The organism is Clostridia bacterium, assembly GCA_017410375.1.
GTDB lineage: Bacteria > Bacillota > Clostridia > RGIG6154 > RGIG6154 > RGIG6154.
Window position 1 is genome coordinate 1 of the sequence record JAFQQW010000036.1, and the last position, 20,597, is coordinate 20,597.

Consider the following 20,597-nt stretch of genomic DNA (forward strand, 5'->3'; position numbering starts at 1 on the left):
GTTCTCTTCTCCGATATCTTCGTCATACAAAAACAGACACCCGTTTGGGTGTCTTGTTGCTGTTTGAGGAGAAACTCTGCGCTTCGTCATTTTTCGATTGCCCCGGGCAATAACGAAAACTTTCCTTGCTCGAGACTTCACCGTCCCGAACTGCTGTCGCGCATTGCGGGCGGCTTCGACGAACCGCCTTTGGCGGTTCTCTTCTCCATATTCTTCCACCAAACAAAAAAAGACGCCTCTTGGCGTCTTTTGTTTGGTGGAGATGAGGAGAATCGAACTCCTGACCCCCTGCTTGCAAGGCAGGTGCTCTCCCAGCTGAGCTACACCCCCATAACAGAAAATATTATAATCCATTTTCTGCTATTTGTCAAGTGTTTTTTATAAAAAATGCTCCCATAATGGGAGCATTTGACATTTTTATTTTGCGATATATTTTGCAAGAGTTTCTGCGCTGGTCTTGATGCTGTCGAAGGGATTGCCGTTTGCAAAGTTTGCGTCCTGTTCTACTACATAGTGTTTAACGCCAATCTTTTCAGCAAGCTCGATTACGCTGTCCCAGTTTACAAAACCGTTGCCCACTTCGGTCATCTTAGGCAACAAGTGACCCGATTCTTTAATGAGCATAACGTCTTTTAAGTGCAGAATGTCGATTCTGCCTGCCAGTTTTTCCATCCATTCGTTGAGGTTGGAAAGTCCTGCATGTACCCAGCAAGTATCCAATACAAAGCTGGTGTTTTTGGGATCTAAGTTTTCATACAACAAGTCCATAAGAGTCTTGGTGCCGTCGATACGCAGGAATTCAAAGTGATGGTTATGATAGGTCAGTTTGAAGCCTTCTTTTGCATAGCCTTCTGCGGCTTTGTTGAATTCGTCAATGAATTTTTTGAGACCCTCGAGGCTTTCACGCGCTTCCCCAGGCATACCGCCGATACCGATATTGGTTGTGCCCCAGAGCTTATGTACGCGGATGGTTTCTTCGGGGTTGTTGATGATTTCATTGTAGTTGTAATGGGTACCAATGATTTTTACACCATTGTCATTTGCAAGTTTTACAAATTCTTCGGGTGTAAAACCGTAATTGCCTGCGGTGTGTGCTTCGGTATAACCGAGCTGAGCCATTTTACGGAAAGTAAGTGCCGCAAAATCTGCATCTTTAAAATAGTCTCTTACGGTGTAGAGCTGTAAACCTAAATTTTTAATCATTTTATTTTTCTCCTTTTTGGTTTTTATTACCTTTATATTATACCAATTCCCTTTATTTGTCAAGGCAAATCAGCTATATTTCTTCGCAAAAATTGTCTCTTTTCCCCACACACCTTGACTTTCTCTCTCAAAAGTGATATCATGATATCATGATATCACTTTTGAGAAAAGAGGAGTGTTGGAAAATGAAGATGGAGTATACCCCGACTGCCGAAAAGCGCGTGTATACGTTAAGAATTTCGCAGGAGCTGTACCGCAAAATGCAATACCATGTATTTGAAGAAAAAGCGGACAAGCACAACCGCAGTATCAACGAATACATCACCGACCTGATTTTAAAAGATTTGGGCATGAAAAAATAAAAACAGTTCCGACGCTAAAGCGTCGGAACTGTTTTTTGTAATCATTACAAAATGCTATCATGATAGCATTTTATGTGTGCATGTTTGCGTATTCTCTTTTGTAGCATTTTGGGGTTAAGCGGTTTGCACCCTCGTAATTATAGAATAGTGCGGAGCAGTTTGCTCCGCACTACTTTCGTCAAACGACGAGAATGTCATCTTTTTCAATTTAATGTGAAATTCCGGTAATTAACACACGTTATCACATCCAGCGTTTCTAAATCGATTTGATACCAACTCTCAAGATTAATACAACATAATGAATCATACAAAACCGTAATAAATGATGCGTTTTTATCAAAAATCTTTTCATGATTTGAGCCATTCGTTTTTACGCGATACAAGGTATTACAGTCGGCATGATTTACATAATAAATATAACCGCCGGCATAGTTATAAAACACAACATTTTCTGCCACTGTTCGGCGTTGTCCGTCGCTGTTTACGGCATATAAGGTTGAGCCACCCAAGAAAAACACCTCATCGTCTATGACCGATAAATAGGTTGCCATGGCTGATGTTTTAGAAAATACATAAATCGTTTCTGCCGCTTGGCTTAAATCTTTTAAATTTTGCTTTTTGATTTTGCCACCTTCATGCTCTACTGTATAGTACCATAAATATTCGTCAGATATATCATACGTTCCCCACACCTCTTCGGGCATTTTTATTCTCTCACCACTAAGCAAATCAATTCTGAACATATCGTATGTATCGTGCAAATTTGTCAGATAATATACAAAGCCATCTTTTAACAAAACTTTACTGCAGTCTTCTTCCACGTCACATATCTGCCAGATTTCTTTGGTTGTCAAATCCACCGTACAAATCTGATGATTCGTATCATCAAGGAACAGCAAGGTGTTTTTGTCTTTAACATTTAAATTCGATGCTGAGCCGGGCAACTCGCACACCGTAAATTCTTCCGCAGCAATGCATCCTTTTAATATCGGTGTACCCTTTTCATCTGCATCAGGAAAATATATAGTATTCCCAATTTGTACCAATGGAACACTATACATATTCAATGAAGAATTTTCTATGTAGTAGTCACCGGCACTCTTTGGTGCTTCTGCGGGATTGCACGCAGACAGAAGCATTATCATCAATGGTATAAATACAAAATTCTTTATCATTTTCCGCCCGCCTTTTTATTATTTATCTAATTTTACTATAACACATTAGCTTCCTGCTGTCAACCGATTGGGAACGAACGGCGGTTTTTAAGGAACAAACGTTACATTTTTGTAATCATTACAAAATGCTATCATGATAGCATTTTATGTGTGCATGTTTGTGTAGTCTCTTTTGAGCCAAAAAATAAGGCTACCTGCTGTAGCCTTATTTTTGTAGCATTTTTTGAACTATTGTCAAGTTGCCAGCTGTTTTTAGGGATTAAGCAGGTTGTGCCCTATTTTTCAATTTCTTCATTAAGAATATCCATATCGTCTCCCGGTATGTATATTTGACATGGTGAAACTCTAGCTACTTCAAGTACATACTGCAACAAATATTCACAAGCTTCCGCTCTGCTTTTTTCCTCGCTTGTGTAATCTAACAGTCGCTCCCCTTCAAACTGAAAATTCACCGTTTCTCCATTTACATCAAAGACACAATCCCAAGCCGTGCCCCGCAGCTCTGATATTTGACTGATATGATGATGACTGTACTTTGGTTTTAACTTTTGAGCTTCATCGTAAAAATAAACAAGTTTGTTATATTGCTGTTCAGTCAAAATTTTAAAATGAGCTGTTTTTGTAAAATCCAAACTCATTGTTTTTTGACGTTCCCGAAACAATTCCATTTTCATATTGTCATCGCCTATTTCAGGAATCATTTGTTTGCTTCCAAAGCTTATGACCATTAACCTATTATTATAAATAGAAACTTTATAAGCTTCTTGGGTACCTCCCAGTCCCTCCAAAGTAAACGCATATTTAGGATTTAGAAAATAAACCGCTACGGCAATTAAAATAATTAAAAGCGTTACTAAGATAATAATTATTCTCCATCTTTTCATATTTACACCTCTTAACCAATCGGAGGATTGTTTTGCGTGCCGTCTATGTTGCTTGTCCTGTCCGGCAGGGCGGAGTAATTCACTCCGCCTTGCTTTCTTCTCTAGTATAGCGAACTGTCGACTTATGTTCCGCTTTAGAAAAAACCATAACTATCAATTAACCACGGTTCCTCTGCAGTTCTTTTAGACAAATAATATCTCCAAGTATACATACCATCACTTTGAGGTTGGCTATTCTTATATTGAACAACATATATTACATCATAAACCATCACCTCCGCATTGCCCGAAAACATTTTTGAATAATCGTTCGTTTCTTTATCAAGCGGTTTTAACTCAATAATTTTTATACTTTCCAAATGATCCAGTTCATTTTTTTCAAAATCCCATTCTTTTGAACGTAATGTCTCTTTAATTTTAGGTACATTCTTTTGATTTATCATTTTAAAATGTTCGTATAGCATTTCTTCAGCACTTAAATTCACCAGGTTGGTTTGATAAACTGTTAAATCTTGTTTCTTATAATCAGTAAAGAATTTTATGAAAACAAAAACTAAAAGAACAACAGCCAGAAAGCCACCTATTGCAATAATAGTCCTCTTCCCAAACACTCAAACCACCATCCCATCTTTTATAACAACTATCGTCAAAGGTATAAACACCAAATTCTTTATCATGCTTCTCGCTTTCCCTTTAATAACCAATTATATTAATCATTTCATCCAATTACACTATAACACATTAGATTCCTGCTGTCAACTGAGTGGGAACGAACGGCGGTTTTTGTGGAACAAACGTTACATTTTTATAATCATTACAAAATGCTATCATGATAGCATTTTGTTTTTTGTACGAAATCTTGAGCATAGCGGTCGTTCATGTTTAAAAAAGAAAAGCAGAGCTTTTGCTCTGCCACTTATTCTCCTGGCCAGACTTTCACAATCGCGCCATCCGTTTTACTGATTGCGACACTATAGCTATCGCCCAGTGCTTCTACTTCTTTGGGTACTCTGGATACAATAAAAACATTTTCAGCGGAAATTTCAGATACAATAAACATTGTGTCCTTTAACACTTCTTCACCATAAACCGATGCAAGAACTGTGTTGCCTATCTTAAGCGCAAGTTCTTCGTCAATAGAAACCGTTTGCGCTCCGGCTTTGTTTTCAAAGTCTATGGAGTATGGCAATTCGCCCCAGAATTCTCCCTCATCTTTATATTTGTCGTAATGTGCAGATTGGTTTTCCTCTATATCGGAATGTGCGCATCCAAATATAAAGAAGATAGCAAGTAAACATAAAAGGCATACACCTGTTTTTTTCATAGTTTTCTCCTCTCTTTACAGCACCTCATTCTATGCAAGGCGTGGCTCATCGGAACGAATAGGTTATATCCAATCCTTTATATTTTGTCTTTTCCTTAAAAATTTGTTCTTTGGAATTTTGGATGTCTATGATTATTTTGTTGTTGTCTTTCCATTTCAGCGAAACTTCTGCATACCCGATATAAATATTTCCCGTGTCTTTATTTTCCAATGTTTCGCTCTTTTTCAGCACAGAAACATTATAGGAATATCTTGTTGTCGCACCGCCGTTATGCTGAAAAACGATGGCTTTCATTTGACCATCCGGCGAATAGACCGTTTCAATGATTGTATTGCTTCCCAAATCATTCTTAACGCTATCTGTTAATCTGCGAAATTCAGTATCACATTTATAAAACGCAAGTGCTATCAACAGAATCAAGCCACATATTAAAAAAATTGTTTTTTTCATATCTTCTCTCCAAAATCTACGCTTTTTGATTGCCTGCAATAGCGAAGCTATCAATCAAAACGCCGTTGATAGAATATCGGATATCTGTAGGCTACGTAATTATTTCGTCGGGGCGGTGAAAACAGTCGCCAGATGCTTTTCCTCATTCCAATGCACGGTGTACCCCAAATTTTCAGAGAGAAAACGCAAAGGAACATATGTTTTGTCGTTAATCAACCGAGCGGGCACATCCATAATTTCAGCTTCACCATTCACGGTTGCCTTTACATTATCAATGCCAAAAACAATCGTATTTTCTCCATTAGATACAGTTGCTGTCATAGTCTCTTCATCCCAAGTAATGGTATCTCCCATTTGTTCAAACAAGAAACGCATTGGCACTAATGTTCTATCATTTTCCGTGACCGGTGGCTGTTCAAAGCCAAGTAATGTACCGTTTAACTCTACATATGTATACTCCGGCCAATCCACTTTCATTTTATAATAGCCTGCTCCTTTTCCTGTTACTACTGTTGCGGTATATAAGTACCCATCGTTATACCAGGTATTTGAATCTGACATGTTTATAGCAGGATGATTATGGAAATATATCCCATCAAGCGAATACTTATCATCTCTGGTATAAACATTTGTTCGATCACTGGCATATGGATTAGGATTATGTTGACTTACCGTTGTTTCAAATTTGATAGGTTTTTCAAATATATTTTTACACCTCGCGGGAAAAACTTCGTAAGCATCTTCGGCCTTGCCTTTTATAACCGCTACGGTTTCCATCGTTTCAAAGTCTTTGGTTTTATAATAAGTATACTCCTTGCTTCCACCATCGCTTCTTTGTGTTAAATAATGAAATTCGTCATCAATTATCACGCAATCTGTCATCAAATAACCGGGAATAGATATGTTTTTTAACTCATTTTTCTTCTCGTCAAAAACACTATAATAACTTTGCTTACTAGATAACCACTCAACTTGAGAAAGAGACAACCAAGCAGAATACCTGGTGAACATGACATAATAGCCATTGAACCATCGCAGAACACCAGTATGTGTTTCTTTCGGCAAATGAGATGCTTCGAAATTAAATCCATCCTGCGAAAAATACCAGTCAGATTCATATTCACCGATACTAACATCTATCCCTCCAAATACAGATGCATATACAGCAAATTCTTTGCCTGTCCAATACCGATGCATTCTCGGTTTTATGTCTTTATCTGAAATAAACTCAATCGAATCATCCGCATAAACAGCAAATGTAAAATTAGAAACAATGATAAACATCAAAATAAACATAAGGATTTTTTTCATTTTATTAACCCCTCTATCTACAGTCTCGCACTTCAAATATATTTCGAGTTGCTCCAGCATCCCCATTTGATAAAATAACCACAAACTCAACTATTTTATTGTATTTGCAGGCAAGTCTACACTAAATGGCGACTGCATAATTTTTTGTTTCTTTTATTCGAGAACAAGCCGCTTACTTTTTCGATTCTCAAAATTAAGTTTTTTGCTAGATGGTAGATAGTATTAAAAATAAAATAGTAATTATTTCTATCAAAAATACACTATGAACCTTGTCAAAGTTCATTCTCATGCTCCGAATTATCCAATTACACTATAACACATTAGATTCCTGCTGTCAACCGAGCGGGAACGAACGGCGATTTTTGGGGAACAAACGTTATATTTTTGTAATCATTACAAAATGCTATCATGATATCATGATAGCATTTTTTTTTGGTGGTGGGAGGGGAAAAAGAAACCTTTGCGGAGGCGGTTTGCCTGTTTGCAAAGGTTTTTCAAAGTTTTCTCCAAAAAATTATTCAAAAATTTTCAAAGTTTTTCAAATGTTATTCAAAGATTATTCAAAGCTTTTTTACGTCCTTACTTTTTTGTTGGTTTCTTCGTTTTTTAAAGCTTTAAGAGGATGCCGGCTACGGCGCCGATTAAGATAAACACTATGGGGTGCATTTTTTTGAATTTATAGCTTGCAACGCCCAGCACGATAAAGAGCAGGAGCGGTTTTAACTGAAAAATGCCGTCCCACGCCCATGTGATATCTGCTTTTAAAACAGAAAGACGGAAAAGCTCGGAGCAAGCCACGATAATCAGCCCGGCTACAGCAGGACGGAGTCCGTAAAAGCCGTTTTCCACGAGGGTGGACTGTCTGAATTTTTGCAAAATTTTATAGACCAGTATTACAATTATAACTGAAGGGGTGACCAGTCCGACGGTGGCAAGAATTGCGCCCCACACACCGCCCGCGGAAAAGCCTGCATAGGTTGCCATATTTACACCGATGGGACCGGGTGTGGATTCGGCTACCGCAATCATATCCATAAGCTCTGCCTTGGTATACCAACCGTATTTTGTTAATTCAAACAAAAAGGGCAAGGTTGCCATACCGCCGCCGATGGCAAAAAGTCCGGTTTTGAAAAATTCCAAAAACAAAGTGATGTATGTCATTTTTCACGCACCACCCATCTTTTAAAGAGTATGCCTAAAATTGCCGCTGCAAACACAACAATGGCAGGCGAAACGGGCATAAAAATGGTGGACACGGTTGCAAAGAAAATTAAAAATGTAAACCAATCCTTTACGCCCTTTTTAATTAGAGTTACGATGGTTTTAAGCATGAGTCCCAAAACTGCAACACGGATACCTGCAAAGGCGTGGATTACATACGGATTATCCATAAATTTCATAAGCACTGCGGCAATGGCAATAATAATGATAACCGACGGTGTAATGACACCTAATGTTGTACAGATTGCACCCGGTATACCTTTTCGTTTCATACCCACAAAGGTTGCAACATTTACGGCAATGACGCCGGGTGTCATTTGTCCGATGGCATAATAATCGGTGATTTCTTCATCGGTGAGCCAGCCACGGCTTTCCACAAGTTCCCTCTGAATAATGGGGAGCATAGCATAGCCACCGCCAAAGGTGCAGGCACCGATACGGCAAAACACCCAGAATAAATACAAAAGCTCTTTCATATTATTACCTCAGATTATATACGCGTTTTGCGTTTCCAAATGTTTTTTCACAAAGCTCATCAAAAGAGATGCCCAAAATTTCCGCCGCTTTACGGGCAGTAAATTCCACCCGCGTGGGGTCGTTGCGCTTACCGCGGAACGGCTCGGGCGAGAGATAGGGCGAATCGGTTTCCACCAAAAGTCTGTCCAGGGGCACTTCTTTTAAAGCCTCTGGCAGATTTTTTGCATTTTTAAAGGTAAGTGAGCCGGAAAAAGAGATATAATAGCCCATTTTCACAAGCTCTCTTGCCATTTCGCTACTCCCCGAAAAGCAATGAATGATGGCATTTTCGGGGCGGTGTTCCTTTAAAATGGCTAAAGTGTCCCCATGGGCGTCCCGATTGTGCACGATAAGGGGCAAATGCAATTCGTTTGCCAGTTCAATGTGCTTGATAAAAGACATTTTCTGCACGTCGCGCGGACAATCATCCCAATAATAATCCAGACCGCTTTCGCCGATGGCGACCACCTTTTCGTGGGTTGCCAATGCACGGATTTTTTGCATGCCTTCTTCGGTACACTCCTCTGCAGAGCAGGGGTGCAAGCCCACCGCCGCATACACAAACGGCACTTTTTCGGCAATTTTTACCGCATCCTCCGAGCTTTCTAAGCTCGCACCCACATCCACAACGAATTTTACGCAAGAAGAAGTGATTTTTTCAATCACTTCTTCAAAATCGTCGTTGAATTGATCGTCGTCCAAATGTGCGTGCGAATCAAACAACTTATTATTTAACATACCTCGCTCCCGTTCTTGAATTCGGGGTCTAAGGTGGTGGTAACCGACAATTCTTCCCCGATTGCCGCGGATAAAATCATGCCCTTAGACTCGATGCTCATAATCTTTCTGGGCTTGAGGTTTGCGATAATCAGCACGTTTTTACCTGTCAGGTCTTCGGGCTTATACCACTTTTTGATGCCCGATACAATCACTCTTTCTTCATTTCCCACCTTGAGGTTGAATTTTAAGAGTTTATTGGCTTTCGGCACTTCTTCGCAGGAAAGAACTTTCGCTACACGCAAATCCATTTTTAAGAATTCATCAAATTCGATTTCTTCTTTGAATTCGGGATATTCGATTTGTTCTTCCTCGGGTTCTGCAGGATATTTTTCCGCTAAATAGCTTTGAATTTCTTCCATTTTCTTTGCTTCGTCCAGTCTCTGGAACAGGGCTACCGGCTCACCGGTTTTATCCCCTGCCTTGATTGCGACATCCAAATCGGAAACACCAATCTGTTGCGCGATTTTTTCAGCGGTTTCGGGCATGAAGGGCGCTAAAAGCGAAGCCGCAACGCGGATGGATTCTAAAAGGTTATACAAAACGGTACCCAGTCTTCCCTTTTGTGCTTCGTCTTTTGCCAGCGACCAGGGTGTGGTTTCGTCGATATATTTGTTGCTTCTGCGGAGCAGATTCCAGATTTCATCCAATGCATCTGCCACATGATAGGTATCCATTTTTTCCTGTACTTTCTGCACGGTTTCGTTCATGCAGGCAATCAGCTCGTCATCCAACGCGTCTTTCACATCGCCAGACTGAATTTCGCCGTCAAAGTACTTATTGTTCATGGCAACGGTACGGTTTACCAGGTTACCCAGTACATTTGCGAGGTCTGCATTATATTTGGAAATAATCATGTCATAGGTGATGTTACCATCATTGGCAAAGGGCATTTCGTGGAGCAGGTAATAACGAACCGCGTCTACACCGAACAAATCCACAAGGTCGTCTGCATAGATAACATTGCCCTTGGACTTACTCATTTTGTCGTTGGCAAACAACAGCCAGGGGTGACCTAACACCTGCTTCGGGAGCGGTAAATCCAGAGCCATTAACATAATGGGCCAGTAAATAGTATGGAAACGCAAAATATCCTTACCGATAACATGCACATCAGCAGGCCAGTATTTGTTAAACAACGCATCCGAGCCATCGGGGCTGTAGCCTAAAGCGGTGATATAGTTAGAAAGTGCGTCAATCCAAACATAAACCACATGCTTAGGATCAAAGTCTACCGGAACGCCCCAGGTAAAGGAGGTACGGGAAACACACAAATCCTGCAGACCCGGCTTTAAGAAGTTATTAACCATTTCATTCTTTCTGGATTCGGGCTGAATGAATTCGGGATGGGTTTCGATGTATTCCATCAATCTGTCCTGGTACTTGCTCATTTTAAAGAAGTATGCTTCTTCTTTAGCAAGCTCTACGTCTCTGCCACAATCGGGGCATTTGCCATCCTTTAACTGGCTTTCGGTAAAGAAGGTTTCACAGGGCACGCAGTACATACCCTCGTATTCACTCTTATAAATATCGCCCTGGTCATAGAATTTCTTGAAAATTTTCTGTACGGTTTTTTCGTGGTAGTCATCGGTGGTGCGGATGAACTTGTCATAGGTTGCACCCATTAAGTTCCAGATGTCTTTAATCTGCCCTGCCACGCCGTCCACATAGGTTTTGGGCGAAATGCCTGCTTCTTCTGCGATTTCCTGGATTTTGATGCCGTGTTCGTCGGTACCGGTTAAGAAATACACATCATAACCGCGGCTTCTTTTGTAACGGGCAATGGCATCGGTCAAAACCACCTCATAGGTGTTGCCCACATGGGGCTTACGGGAGGTGTATGCAATTGCCGTGGTAATATAAAATTTTTCACCATTCATGTTTTTATTCCTCTTTTCAAATTTTAAATGAATCCTTTAAGGTTACGGTTAAGTTAAACACAGGTTGCTTTGTATCCACTGTGAAATAACCGTTACGCATAAACTGATAGGTTGTGCCGGGCTTTGCATCCTTTAAATCCGCATCCATTTTGCAGTTTTTCAAAACGGTCATGGAATTGGGATTTAAGTTTTCCATAATATCGGTTTCGCCGTCCTCGCCCGAGGGGTTGGAGGTTAAGAACAGTCTGTCGTACATGTGTACATCTGCGGTGTGGCAGTTGCCTGCATCCACCCACTGGATGGTTCCCTTTACCTTTCTGCCGTCGGGGGAATTACCGCCTTTAGATGCCGGGTCATAGGTGCAAATCAGTTCTTGCACTTCACCGTCTTCGTCTTTTACAATTTCTTTAACCCGTACAAAGTATGCACCCTTTAAGCGCACTTCGTTGTCGGGGGTTAAGCGCTTATAGCCCTTAACGGGAACTTCCATAAAGTCATCTGCTTCAATGTAGATTTCTTTAGAGAAGGAAATGGATTTTTTGCCCATGGATTCGTCGTTGGGGTTTACATCCACTTCTAACCATTCTCTTTCACCGTCGGGATAGTTTTCAATGGTGACCTTCAAGGGATTGAATACTGCCATGGCACGGGGAGCTTTTTCGTTTAAAAATTCTCTTGCACAAGCCTCTAAAACACCGTAGTCCACAACAGAGTGTGCCTTTGCAACGCCTACGCGGTTTACAAAGTCAATCAGTGCTTCTGCAGGGTAGCCTCTTCTGCGCAAACCGCAGATGGTGGACATTCTCGGGTCATCCCAACCGTCTACAATGCCCTCTTTTACCAACTGTAAGCATTTTCTCTTACTGGTTAAGGTGTAGTTTAAGTTAAGACGTGCAAACTCAATCTGTCTGGAGGGCTGTTCAAATTCACATTCTTTCAATACCCAGTCATAAAGAGGTCTGTGATCTTCAAATTCCAAAGAGCAAAGGGAGTGGGTTACGCCCTCTGCGGTATCCGAAATGGGGTGTGCGAAATCGTACATGGGATATACGCACCACTTGTCCCCTGTTCTGTGGTGGGTTGCCTTGAGCACGCGGTAAATAATGGGGTCACGCATGTTGAGGTTACCCGATGCCATATCAATTTTTGCACGCAAAACCATAGAGCCGGTTTCAAATTCGCCGTTGGTCATGCGGGTAAAGAGGTCTAAATTTTCTTCCACACTTCTGTTTCTGTAGGGGCTTTCGATACCCGGGGTGGAAAAAGTGCCTCTGTATTCCCGCATCTGTTCGGGGGTTAATTCGCAAACATATGCCTTGCCCTTTTTGATAAGTTTAATCGCACATTCATGAATAATCGGGAAATAGTCGGAGGCATACAAAACCTTGTCCCACTTAAAGCCCAACCATTCAATGTCTTCCTTGATGGATTCTACATATTCCACATCTTCCTTGGTGGGGTTGGTGTCGTCTAAGCGGAGGTTACAGGTACCGCCGTATTTTTTAGCCATGGAAAAGTCGATGTTAATGGCTTTTACGTGGCCGATGTGCAGATAGCCGTTTGGCTCGGGCGGAAAACGGGTTTGTACACGGTTATACACCCCGTCCTCTAAATCCTTGTCAATGGCTTCTATAATAAAGTTTGTCATTTCTTCCATGGTTTAAATCTCCTTTACAAATCTGTCAAGTCTTTCGATTACTTTATCCTTGCCGAGTGCCGTTAAGATGCCGTGCAGGTCGGGGCTCTTCATTCTGCCGGTTACCGCAACACGAATCACCGAGCTGATATCGCCCACATGACCTTTAAAGCCCTCGGGATTTTGTTTGTATTCTTTTACTTCTCTTGCAAAGCCGAACTGCTCTGCCACATCCTTCAAGCCGTCAAACCAGACTTGCTTGTCTGCATTTTCGTCAAAGAAGGTTTTGTAATATTCCGCAACCGCCTTCATATCCTCCTTTTGGAGATTTTCGGGCAGTTCATATGCAGGCGCAAACAGTTCATCAAACATGTAAGAGAAAGTGTCTTTCACTTCACTCCATTTGCCGATGTCTTTTCTGGGCTTTTCGGGATTGCGGTCAAAGGCAAACAGCTTTGTGGTGTATGCCTTGTCCCTGTTCATCAGTTCAAACAGCTCTTGATCCTGTTCCTTTGCCCATTCTAAAGCCGCTTCGGTTACCTGCTCTGCAGTCCAACGGGAAATGACATTTTTGCAGATGTCGTTTAATTTCACCAAGTCAAACAAGCAACCCGAATTGCTCATTTTATTTAAGTTAAGCTGGAATTCTCTCCAGTCGGCTTTGGGATTTTGTTTTCTGAAATCTTCAAAATTGGAGTTTGCAAGGTTCATCAGGTATTCCATAACACCCTCTTTGGGATAACCCTGCTCGCCGTAGAACGAAACAGAAGCTTCGGGGTCTTTGCGCTTGGAAAGCTTTCTTTTTCCCCCGTCCTCTTCCTTCATGATGGGCGCGATATGTGCGTATTTGGGTGCTTTTAAGCCCATGCAATAGAAAAGCTGTAAGTGAATCGGCACCGACGAAATCCATTCGTCACCGCGGATAACATGTGTGGTACCCATTAATGTGTCGTCCACCGCGTGTGCAAAGTGGTAGGTGGGGATGCCGTCGGTTTTTAAGATAACCACATCCACTATATTTTCTGCAATTTCAATGTTTCCGCGGATTAAATCCTTGTAAGAAATTTTCTTATCGGGGCTACCCGGGGATTTTAAGCGGAGTACATACGGAATGCCTGCATCAATCTTTTCTTTGATTTGCTCAAAAGTCAGATTACGGCATTTTGCGTATGTGCCGTGATAGCCGGGCAAATCCTTTTTTTCTTCCTGCTCAGCACGAATGGCGGAAATTTCTTCTTCGGTGCAGAAGCACGGGTATGCCAAGCCCTTTTCGACCAGGTCTTTTGCAAATGTCTGATAGATTTCACCGCGCTCGGACTGGAGGTATGTGCCGTAATTCCCTTTCTGAGTATCCTTTGCCACAAATCCCTCGTCAGGCGTTACGCCAAAGTAATTCAAGCCGTCGATAATACCGCTTACGCCGTCTTCCACTTCGCGCTTTTTGTCGGTATCTTCAATACGGAGGATAAACACGCCGCCGCTCTGGTGCGCCATCCGCTCGGAAATGAGTGCCGCATACAGACCGCCAATATGCAAAAAGCCTGTGGGCGACGGAGCAAAACGGGTTACCTTTGCACCCTCGGGTAAATTCCGCTTGGGATAAGCTTTAAAATAGTCTGCCGTTGTTTTGGTGATATGCGGAAACAACAGCTGTGCCAAATCGGTGTAATTCATGTTTTTTCTCCTTTTTATATCTGAAATTTCTTATTAAATATGCAAAGCATAAACTTAGACATCTTAGTATATCACAATTCAAAATAAATTTCAAGAAAAAGTACAAAAAAAGTGTGGGTTTTCCCACACTTTTTTCATTTTACCTTAATCTCTCTTTTCTTCAGCCTTGCGGAAATGAATTCGGAGAACAGGGTGTAGAGCACTACAAACATCGGCACACCGATAAACATACCCACAATGCCGAACAATCCGCCGAACACGATAACCGCGAACACAACAAATACCGCGCGGATACCCATGGTATCGCCCATGAGCTTCGGGCCTAAGAAGTTTCCGTCAAACTGTTGCAGGATAATGATGAAAATCACAAACAGCAACGCGTGCCAGGGATGTACCAAAAGCAACAGCAATGCCGACGGAATGGCACCGATAAACGGACCAAAGAACGGGATGATGTTGGTCACACCCACAATCACCGAAATTAAAATTGCATATTCCATGTTCATAATCGCCATGAAAATATAGTTTAAAATACCAATAATGGTGGAGTCTACAATTTTTGCAATCAAAAATCCGCCAAAGGTTTTGTCTGTAAAACGCATTACATCAATGGTCTTGTCTGCATACTTTTCAGGCATCAGCGCATATGCTACGCGCTTGAAGCTATAGGCAAACCGTTCTTTGTCCCATAGAAAATAGATGGAAACCACAAGACCCAGCAATGCATTTTTAAGACCTGTAGAGGCATTTAAAATCACTGCAACCGTTTTGCCGAGCATATCATTTAAATTGAATTCTGCCGCCAGCTGCTTACCAAGCTCTGTAACGGTATCAAACACATCCTGATAAGACAGCTCGTACCGTCTCAGGTATTTATAGGCAAGCCGTTGTGCACTGTCGGAGGCTGTTTCAATATACCCCGGAAGCAGTTTGATGAACTCAGAAATCGCATTTGCCACCTGCGGAATAACCAGATAGAAGAACAACGAAGCCACCGCAAAGAAAATCACATAGGTTAAAATCATCGAAATGACTTTCACTGCTTTTTGGGGCAGATGTTTTCCTTTTTTAGTCTTTCGGGAAAGCCCTTTTTGCAAAAGCTTGTAGGGATAATTCAGCACATACGCAAAGCAAAAACCCCAGATGAACGGTGAAAGCACACCCATGAGAAAGCCGAGCCAGTTTAAAACATCGTCTAAGTGCAAAACAAACACCACCAGCACCAAAGATGCCGCAATCACACCAAACGCACAAAGGGAAATTTTAATGTATTTATTTTCTTTCCAGCCACTCATAAAGCCTGCCTCCTTTCTTTAAATATAATAGTATCACACATTTATCCCCAAGTCAAACAAGTAAAACAAACTTAATCTAAATGTAATAATTACCCATTTTGTGTATTTTTACACGCTTTGACAATCGCTCTGTGAAAAAGCTGAATTGCAGGGGTTGCGTAGCGGTTCTGGTTCACATACAAAAAGGTAGTACGGGAGAAATCGCCAATATCTTTAAAGTAAATCTGCTCGGAAAAAAGGCCTTCCCAGGAAAAGACAGGCACGATTGCCGCGCCAAGTCCCATTTCGATGTAGGCACGCACATAAGACGGGTCATCCGTTTCAATGGCAATATTGGGCACAAATCCAAGCTTTTTACAGGTTTCTGTTGTGTAAAAATACTGACTTGCCGTTTTTTGCATGGTTATAAAGCGCAGAGAAGGCAAGCTTTGCGCTTGTCCGATATAATCCTTATGCACCGCAAGCATAAGCTTTTCTTCAATCAGCTTTGTGGCAGAAAAACCTGCCGGATACACCTGACCGTCCCCGATAATAACATCAAAGCTGTCTGCCTCGTGCGCTTTAAAATGCTTAATCTTAAAAGTCACATCCGGATATTGCTTCTTAAATTCACCAATGACCTTGGTTACAATACGACGATTGGTTAAAATGCAAATCCGTATTTCTCCGCGGATTTCGCCCCGGCTTTGTACTGCTTTTTTGGCATTTTCCAAAGAAAGCAGCGCCGTTTTTACACCGCGCAAGAAAATTTCCCCGTCGTCGCTTAAGCGGATACGGTTGGCAGTGCGCGTAAAAAGGGATACCCCAAGCCCTTTTTCCAGACGGTGTACGCTCTGGGAAATATTGGATGCGGGCACACTGTATTTTCTTGCGGTGGCAGAAAAACTCTCGGTTTGCGCCGCATCACAAAAATATTTTAACTGCAAAAGCTCCATTTAAATCACCTCATACGCATAGTATAGCATACTTTTTATCATATAGCAAGACTATTTAATTTCATGTTTTACAATGCAGTTAAAATATGGTATACTATATTTACAAACCAACCGGATTATGCTATACTTATTTTGAAAGGATGGGATATTATGCGTAAATTCGGAAGTTTGGTTTTAATTCTTGTGCTCGTGCTGAACTTAGTTGTTCCATGCATGATTTCTGCTGAAATCGCAGACATCATTGTAGACGATGTGGACGACGGTTTTTCCACCACCGGCTCCTGGAGAAAGGGCGGCAACAAGGCATGCCTGAACAGCAATTATATGGCAGCGAATAACACTGCTTCTACTGCAAAATGGAGCTTTAAAGTGCCCATGCAGGGCAATTACGATGTGTATATAAGATATCCCTGGTCTCCTGCAAGAAATGTCCCGGTGGAAATTTCCCAGGATGGCGGTGTGGTTGTGGGCAACAGCTTACAGCAGAATCAGGGTACCAACATCTGGCATTACTTGGGAAAATACTACTTCACTCCCGAAACAGACAGTTATGTAAAAATATCCTCCGAATACGCAAAAGACTGCACCGCGGATGCCATTAAGGTTGTGTATTCCGATTCGCAGACCGAGTCTGTGGAAAAAAGCAACAAGCAGGCATGGGAACGCATGCTGTCTTTGTCGGTGATGATGAAAATTCACAATTCTCGTCTTTACATAAACGGCAGAGAGCAGATTTCGGATGTGGCACCTACCGTTATAAACGGCAGAACCTTTTTACCGCTTCGCATTATCGGCGAGGGCTTGGGCGGCACTGTTTCTTATGATGACGCAACCGAAACCGTAACGGTTGTGCGGAATGGGAAAACAGTCAATCTTACCATCGGTGTGCCTGCGGTTACAATCGACGGAAGCACTTCCAAAATTGATGCGGCGCCCTTTATCGAAAACGGCAGAACACTCGTTCCCGTCCGTGCCATTGCCGAAGGGTTTGGTATGCATGTACATTACGATAACGGTCTGATTTTAATTACCGAGGACGAAATTGATACAGCACATCAGGCAAACATCATCTGCGATATGCATAAGGTGTTTGATTATATTCCACAAATCCCTGCAAACACCATTCTTGTGGAGGCAGAATCTTTTGAGAATCTTGGCGGTTGGGTACGCGACCAACAGTCTATGGATTTAATGGGCTCAACCTATCTTATGGCACATGGCTTAGGCACGCCCGTACAAAATGCGACCACCGTTTTCAACGCGGAAAACGGTGGAGATTACCGCATGTGGGTGCGCACCAAGAACTGGACTGAATTTTTCGGTACAGAGGGTGCACCCGGACAGTTCCAGATTTCCTTAAACAGCAAAACAAAAAACACCGTTTTCGGCCTCGAGGGCGAGGACTGGTACTGGCAGGATGGCGGCACCGTTACATTAAAACGCGGTTTCAATCTGCTGGAGCTTAAGGATTTAACCGGCTTTAACGGCAGATGTGATGCCATACTGTTTACCACTGACTTAAATTATAAGCCCATTGATGGTGGCTACGAGCTTGCAGCATTCAGAGATGCCTTACGGAACGACCAGATTGTTGACAAAGGGCATTTTGACTTAGTTGTTATTGGCGGCGGTGTTGCAGGTGCCTGCCTTTCGGTAGGTGCGGCACGGCAGGGGTTAAAGGTTGCCCTCATTCAGGACAGACCCGTAATCGGCGGCAACAGCAGTTCTGAAGTTCGTGTATCCATCTCGGGAGAAGGCAATTTTCAGCCGTACCCCTTTATCGGCAATCTTGTAAATGAATTTAAGTCCTCCAACAAAAACAATTTTGTGAAAAACGAGCCGAATGTTACCTCTTTCTTAAATTACCATGCAGATGAGGTGGATGTTCGGGCAGATAAATCCATTGAAGCGGTTTATGCCACCGACACGGTGCTTGGCGGAACCATTAAGGTTTCGGGCGATTTATTTGCCGACTGCACGGGTGACGGCACCATCGGCTACATTGCAGGTGCAGATTACGAAAGTAAATCGGAAGGCATTATGGGCGCTTCCAATATGTGGGGTGCAAAGGATGCAGGCTACGAAGTAGCCTTCCCCGAAATCGAGTGGGGCTTTGATTTAACAGACGTCAATTTCCCCGGAAGAACCGCCAAAACCGATGCAGAGGTTTTAAACAGCATTGGTAAATGGTACTGGGAATCGGGCATGTTCATGGACAACGCCATTGATGCAGAGCGGGTACGCGACAACAATCTTCTGGGCATGTTCAGCGCATGGAACACCTTTAAAAATGTGGATAAGCGCATGGCAAATTATGAACTGAAAAGTGCGACCTACATCACAGGCAAAAGAGAATCCAGAAGACTGATGGGGGATGTGATTCTGCACACCACAGACATTTACAAAGAAACCCAATTTGAGGATGGACTGGTTCCCTGCACCTGGACGGTTGACCTGCATTATGCAGACCCTGCAAAAGACATGGATAAATTAGAGCATCCGTTTATCACCTACTGTATTCAGGTGCCGTACAGCAAGCCCTACTGGCTTCCTTACAGAACGCTGTATTCCAGAAATATCCCCAACCTGTTTATGGCAGGCAGAGATATTTCGGTGACCCATGACGCGTTAGGTGCAACCCGTGTGCAGATGACCACCGGTATGATGGGCGAGGTTGTAGCAATGGCGGCAGTTATCTGCAAAAAATACAACTGTCTGCCCCGTGAGGTGTACACCGAGCATTTAGATGAGTTAATACAAATGGCAAAAACAAGTTTATATTAAGAAAGGAATTAAAAAACATGGCAGAATTCTTAGAAATTATTATGATTGTAAGCTTTGGCGCTTCCTGGCCTATGAATGTGATGAAGTCTTACAAGGCACGCACCACCAAAGGAAAGAGTCTGGCATTTTTGTGCCTGATTCTGTTTGGCTACATTGCAGGCATTGCGTCCAAGCTGATTAACGAGAGCTACATGGCACAGTTTGCCTCCAAATGGTATGTGCTGTTCTTCTACGTTTTAAACTTTGTGATGGTTGGTGCGGATTTACTTCTCTATATCCGTAATTACCGTCTGGACAAGAAAGGAGCACAATAATGCAAATAGCCAAGGACTTAAAATACAGCACATACGACGCTTGTCTTTTAGATATTTACAGTCCCGAGCAGGAAACAAATGACGTGTTTTTGTATTTCCACGGCGGCGGATTGGAAAACGGCGACAAAAGAGACATTCGTTTTCACGGTGACCTGGTGGAAAAGGGTGTGATTCTGGCAACTGCCAATTACAGAATGTACCCCGATGCAAAATTCCCCGACTTTTTGGAGGATGCGGCACAGGCAGTCGCTTTCCTGCAAAAGCGATACCCGAACAAACGTTTGTTTGTAGGCGGAAGCTCGGCAGGCGGTTATATATCCATGATGCTTTGCTTTGACGACAGATATTTACTGCAGGCGGGTGTAAAGCCCGATTCTGTTGCAGGATATGTGCATGATGCAGGTCAGCCCACCACCCACTTCAATGTGTTGCGCGAAAGAGGACTTGACACACAGCGCCTGATTATTGATGAAGCCGCGCCTGCTTATTTTGTGGGCTTGAAGGAAAAGTGTCCGCCCATGCTGATTTTTGTAGCAGACAACGATATGCATTGCCGTTTAGAGCAAACGCAGATGCTTTGCAAAACCTTAGAGCATTACAAATTGGGTTATGAATTAAAGCTGATGCATAGCCGACATTGCGGATACGTCAACAAGCAGGAAGAGGACGGCAGATACCTCTATGCAGATCTTTTATACGATTTCTTTAAAAAAAGGAATGTAAAAAAAGTCCGGATCGCAAAAACGCGAGTATAAAGGCGAACAAAGTTTGTGCAAACGCACGAGAAAGACACAAAATGAAGAAAACACGCAAAATTTTGCGCGTTTTCTTTTGATAAATGCGTTTTTGCTATGA

The 20,597-nt window shown here is 42.3% G+C and carries 18 protein-coding genes, 1 tRNA gene and 2 pseudogenes; 5 read left to right on the top strand and 16 right to left on the bottom strand.

Annotated features, from left to right (window positions below):
• Positions 1-254 precede the first annotated feature (254 nt).
• Positions 255-330, bottom strand: a tRNA-Ala gene (locus IJE10_04980).
• An 87-nt stretch (positions 331-417) separates the two neighbouring features.
• A complete protein-coding gene (locus IJE10_04985; GenBank protein ID MBQ2967456.1) occupies positions 418-1,203 on the bottom strand; it encodes a sugar phosphate isomerase/epimerase in 786 nt (261 codons plus the stop codon).
• Between the two features lie 185 nt (positions 1,204-1,388).
• Here IJE10_04985 and IJE10_04990 point away from each other — a divergent pair, with 185 nt between their 5' ends.
• Positions 1,389-1,565, top strand: coding sequence for a hypothetical protein (locus IJE10_04990; GenBank protein MBQ2967457.1), 177 nt, complete (start codon positions 1,389-1,391; stop codon positions 1,563-1,565).
• Positions 1,566-1,768: 203 nt separating this feature from the next.
• Here IJE10_04990 and IJE10_04995 read toward each other — a convergent pair whose 3' ends face one another.
• The 14 genes from IJE10_04995 to IJE10_05060 all read right to left on the bottom strand — a co-directional run bounded on the left by IJE10_04995 (position 1,769) and on the right by IJE10_05060 (position 16,644).
• On the bottom strand, positions 1,769-2,740 hold the full coding sequence (locus tag IJE10_04995; GenBank protein MBQ2967458.1) for a DUF5050 domain-containing protein: 972 nt from the start codon (positions 2,738-2,740) through the stop codon (positions 1,769-1,771).
• Positions 2,741-3,015: 275 nt separating this feature from the next.
• Positions 3,016-3,624 carry a hypothetical protein gene (locus IJE10_05000; protein ID MBQ2967459.1) on the bottom strand — a complete coding sequence of 203 codons (609 nt, stop codon included), beginning with the start codon at positions 3,622-3,624 and terminating at the stop codon, positions 3,016-3,018.
• A 134-nt stretch (positions 3,625-3,758) separates the two neighbouring features.
• The gene (locus tag IJE10_05005; GenBank protein MBQ2967460.1) at positions 3,759-4,235 is read right to left on the bottom strand and encodes a DUF4829 domain-containing protein; all 477 of its coding nucleotides are present in this window, start codon (positions 4,233-4,235) and stop codon (positions 3,759-3,761) included.
• Positions 4,236-4,540: 305 nt separating this feature from the next.
• Positions 4,541-4,948: a hypothetical protein gene (locus IJE10_05010; GenBank protein ID MBQ2967461.1), complete on the bottom strand. Its 408-nt coding sequence runs from the start codon at positions 4,946-4,948 to the stop codon at positions 4,541-4,543.
• Positions 4,949-4,994: 46 nt separating this feature from the next.
• The gene (locus tag IJE10_05015; protein ID MBQ2967462.1) at positions 4,995-5,399 is read right to left on the bottom strand and encodes a hypothetical protein; all 405 of its coding nucleotides are present in this window, start codon (positions 5,397-5,399) and stop codon (positions 4,995-4,997) included.
• 99 nt (positions 5,400-5,498) lie between these two features.
• Positions 5,499-6,710 (bottom strand): hypothetical protein, encoded by a 1,212-nt coding sequence (locus IJE10_05020; GenBank protein MBQ2967463.1) that lies wholly within the window; start codon positions 6,708-6,710, stop codon positions 5,499-5,501.
• Positions 6,711-7,316: 606 nt separating this feature from the next.
• Positions 7,317-7,871 (bottom strand): chromate transporter, encoded by a 555-nt coding sequence (locus tag IJE10_05025; protein MBQ2967464.1) that lies wholly within the window; start codon positions 7,869-7,871, stop codon positions 7,317-7,319.
• Positions 7,868-8,407 (bottom strand): chromate transporter, encoded by a 540-nt coding sequence (locus tag IJE10_05030; protein MBQ2967465.1) that lies wholly within the window; start codon positions 8,405-8,407, stop codon positions 7,868-7,870. The genes IJE10_05025 and IJE10_05030 overlap by 4 nt, the downstream gene beginning before the upstream one ends.
• 4 nt (positions 8,408-8,411) lie before the next feature.
• The gene (locus IJE10_05035; protein ID MBQ2967466.1) at positions 8,412-9,185 is read right to left on the bottom strand and encodes a TatD family hydrolase; all 774 of its coding nucleotides are present in this window, start codon (positions 9,183-9,185) and stop codon (positions 8,412-8,414) included.
• Positions 9,179-11,104: a methionine--tRNA ligase gene (gene metG, locus IJE10_05040; protein ID MBQ2967467.1), complete on the bottom strand. Its 1,926-nt coding sequence runs from the start codon at positions 11,102-11,104 to the stop codon at positions 9,179-9,181. Before metG ends, IJE10_05035 begins: the two co-directional genes overlap by 7 nt.
• 16 nt (positions 11,105-11,120) lie before the next feature.
• On the bottom strand, positions 11,121-12,761 hold the full coding sequence (locus IJE10_05045; protein ID MBQ2967468.1) for a glutamine--tRNA ligase/YqeY domain fusion protein: 1,641 nt from the start codon (positions 12,759-12,761) through the stop codon (positions 11,121-11,123).
• A gap of 3 nt (positions 12,762-12,764) precedes the next feature.
• Entirely contained in the window at positions 12,765-14,414 is a 1,650-nt protein-coding gene (gene gltX, locus IJE10_05050; protein MBQ2967469.1) for a glutamate--tRNA ligase, read from the bottom strand.
• A 134-nt stretch (positions 14,415-14,548) separates the two neighbouring features.
• Positions 14,549-15,709 carry an AI-2E family transporter gene (locus IJE10_05055; GenBank protein ID MBQ2967470.1) on the bottom strand — a complete coding sequence of 387 codons (1,161 nt, stop codon included), beginning with the start codon at positions 15,707-15,709 and terminating at the stop codon, positions 14,549-14,551.
• A gap of 89 nt (positions 15,710-15,798) precedes the next feature.
• Positions 15,799-16,644, bottom strand: coding sequence for a LysR family transcriptional regulator (locus IJE10_05060; protein ID MBQ2967471.1), 846 nt, complete (start codon positions 16,642-16,644; stop codon positions 15,799-15,801).
• A 63-nt stretch (positions 16,645-16,707) separates the two neighbouring features.
• On the opposite strand from IJE10_05060, the pseudogene IJE10_05065 reads away from it, so the two are divergent.
• The 4 genes and pseudogenes from IJE10_05065 (at position 16,708) to IJE10_05080 (ending at position 20,497) form a co-directional block, all read left to right on the top strand.
• A pseudogene (locus IJE10_05065) lies at positions 16,708-17,658 on the top strand (hypothetical protein).
• Positions 17,659-17,721: 63 nt separating this feature from the next.
• Positions 17,722-19,609: pseudogene (locus tag IJE10_05070) on the top strand (FAD-dependent oxidoreductase).
• Positions 19,557-19,742 carry a hypothetical protein gene (locus tag IJE10_05075; GenBank protein MBQ2967472.1) on the top strand — a complete coding sequence of 62 codons (186 nt, stop codon included), beginning with the start codon at positions 19,557-19,559 and terminating at the stop codon, positions 19,740-19,742. Before IJE10_05070 ends, IJE10_05075 begins: the two are co-directional and overlap by 53 nt.
• A complete protein-coding gene (locus IJE10_05080; GenBank protein ID MBQ2967473.1) occupies positions 19,742-20,497 on the top strand; it encodes an alpha/beta hydrolase in 756 nt (251 codons plus the stop codon). The genes IJE10_05075 and IJE10_05080 overlap by 1 nt, the downstream gene beginning before the upstream one ends.
• The last annotated feature ends 100 nt before the right edge of the window (positions 20,498-20,597 follow it).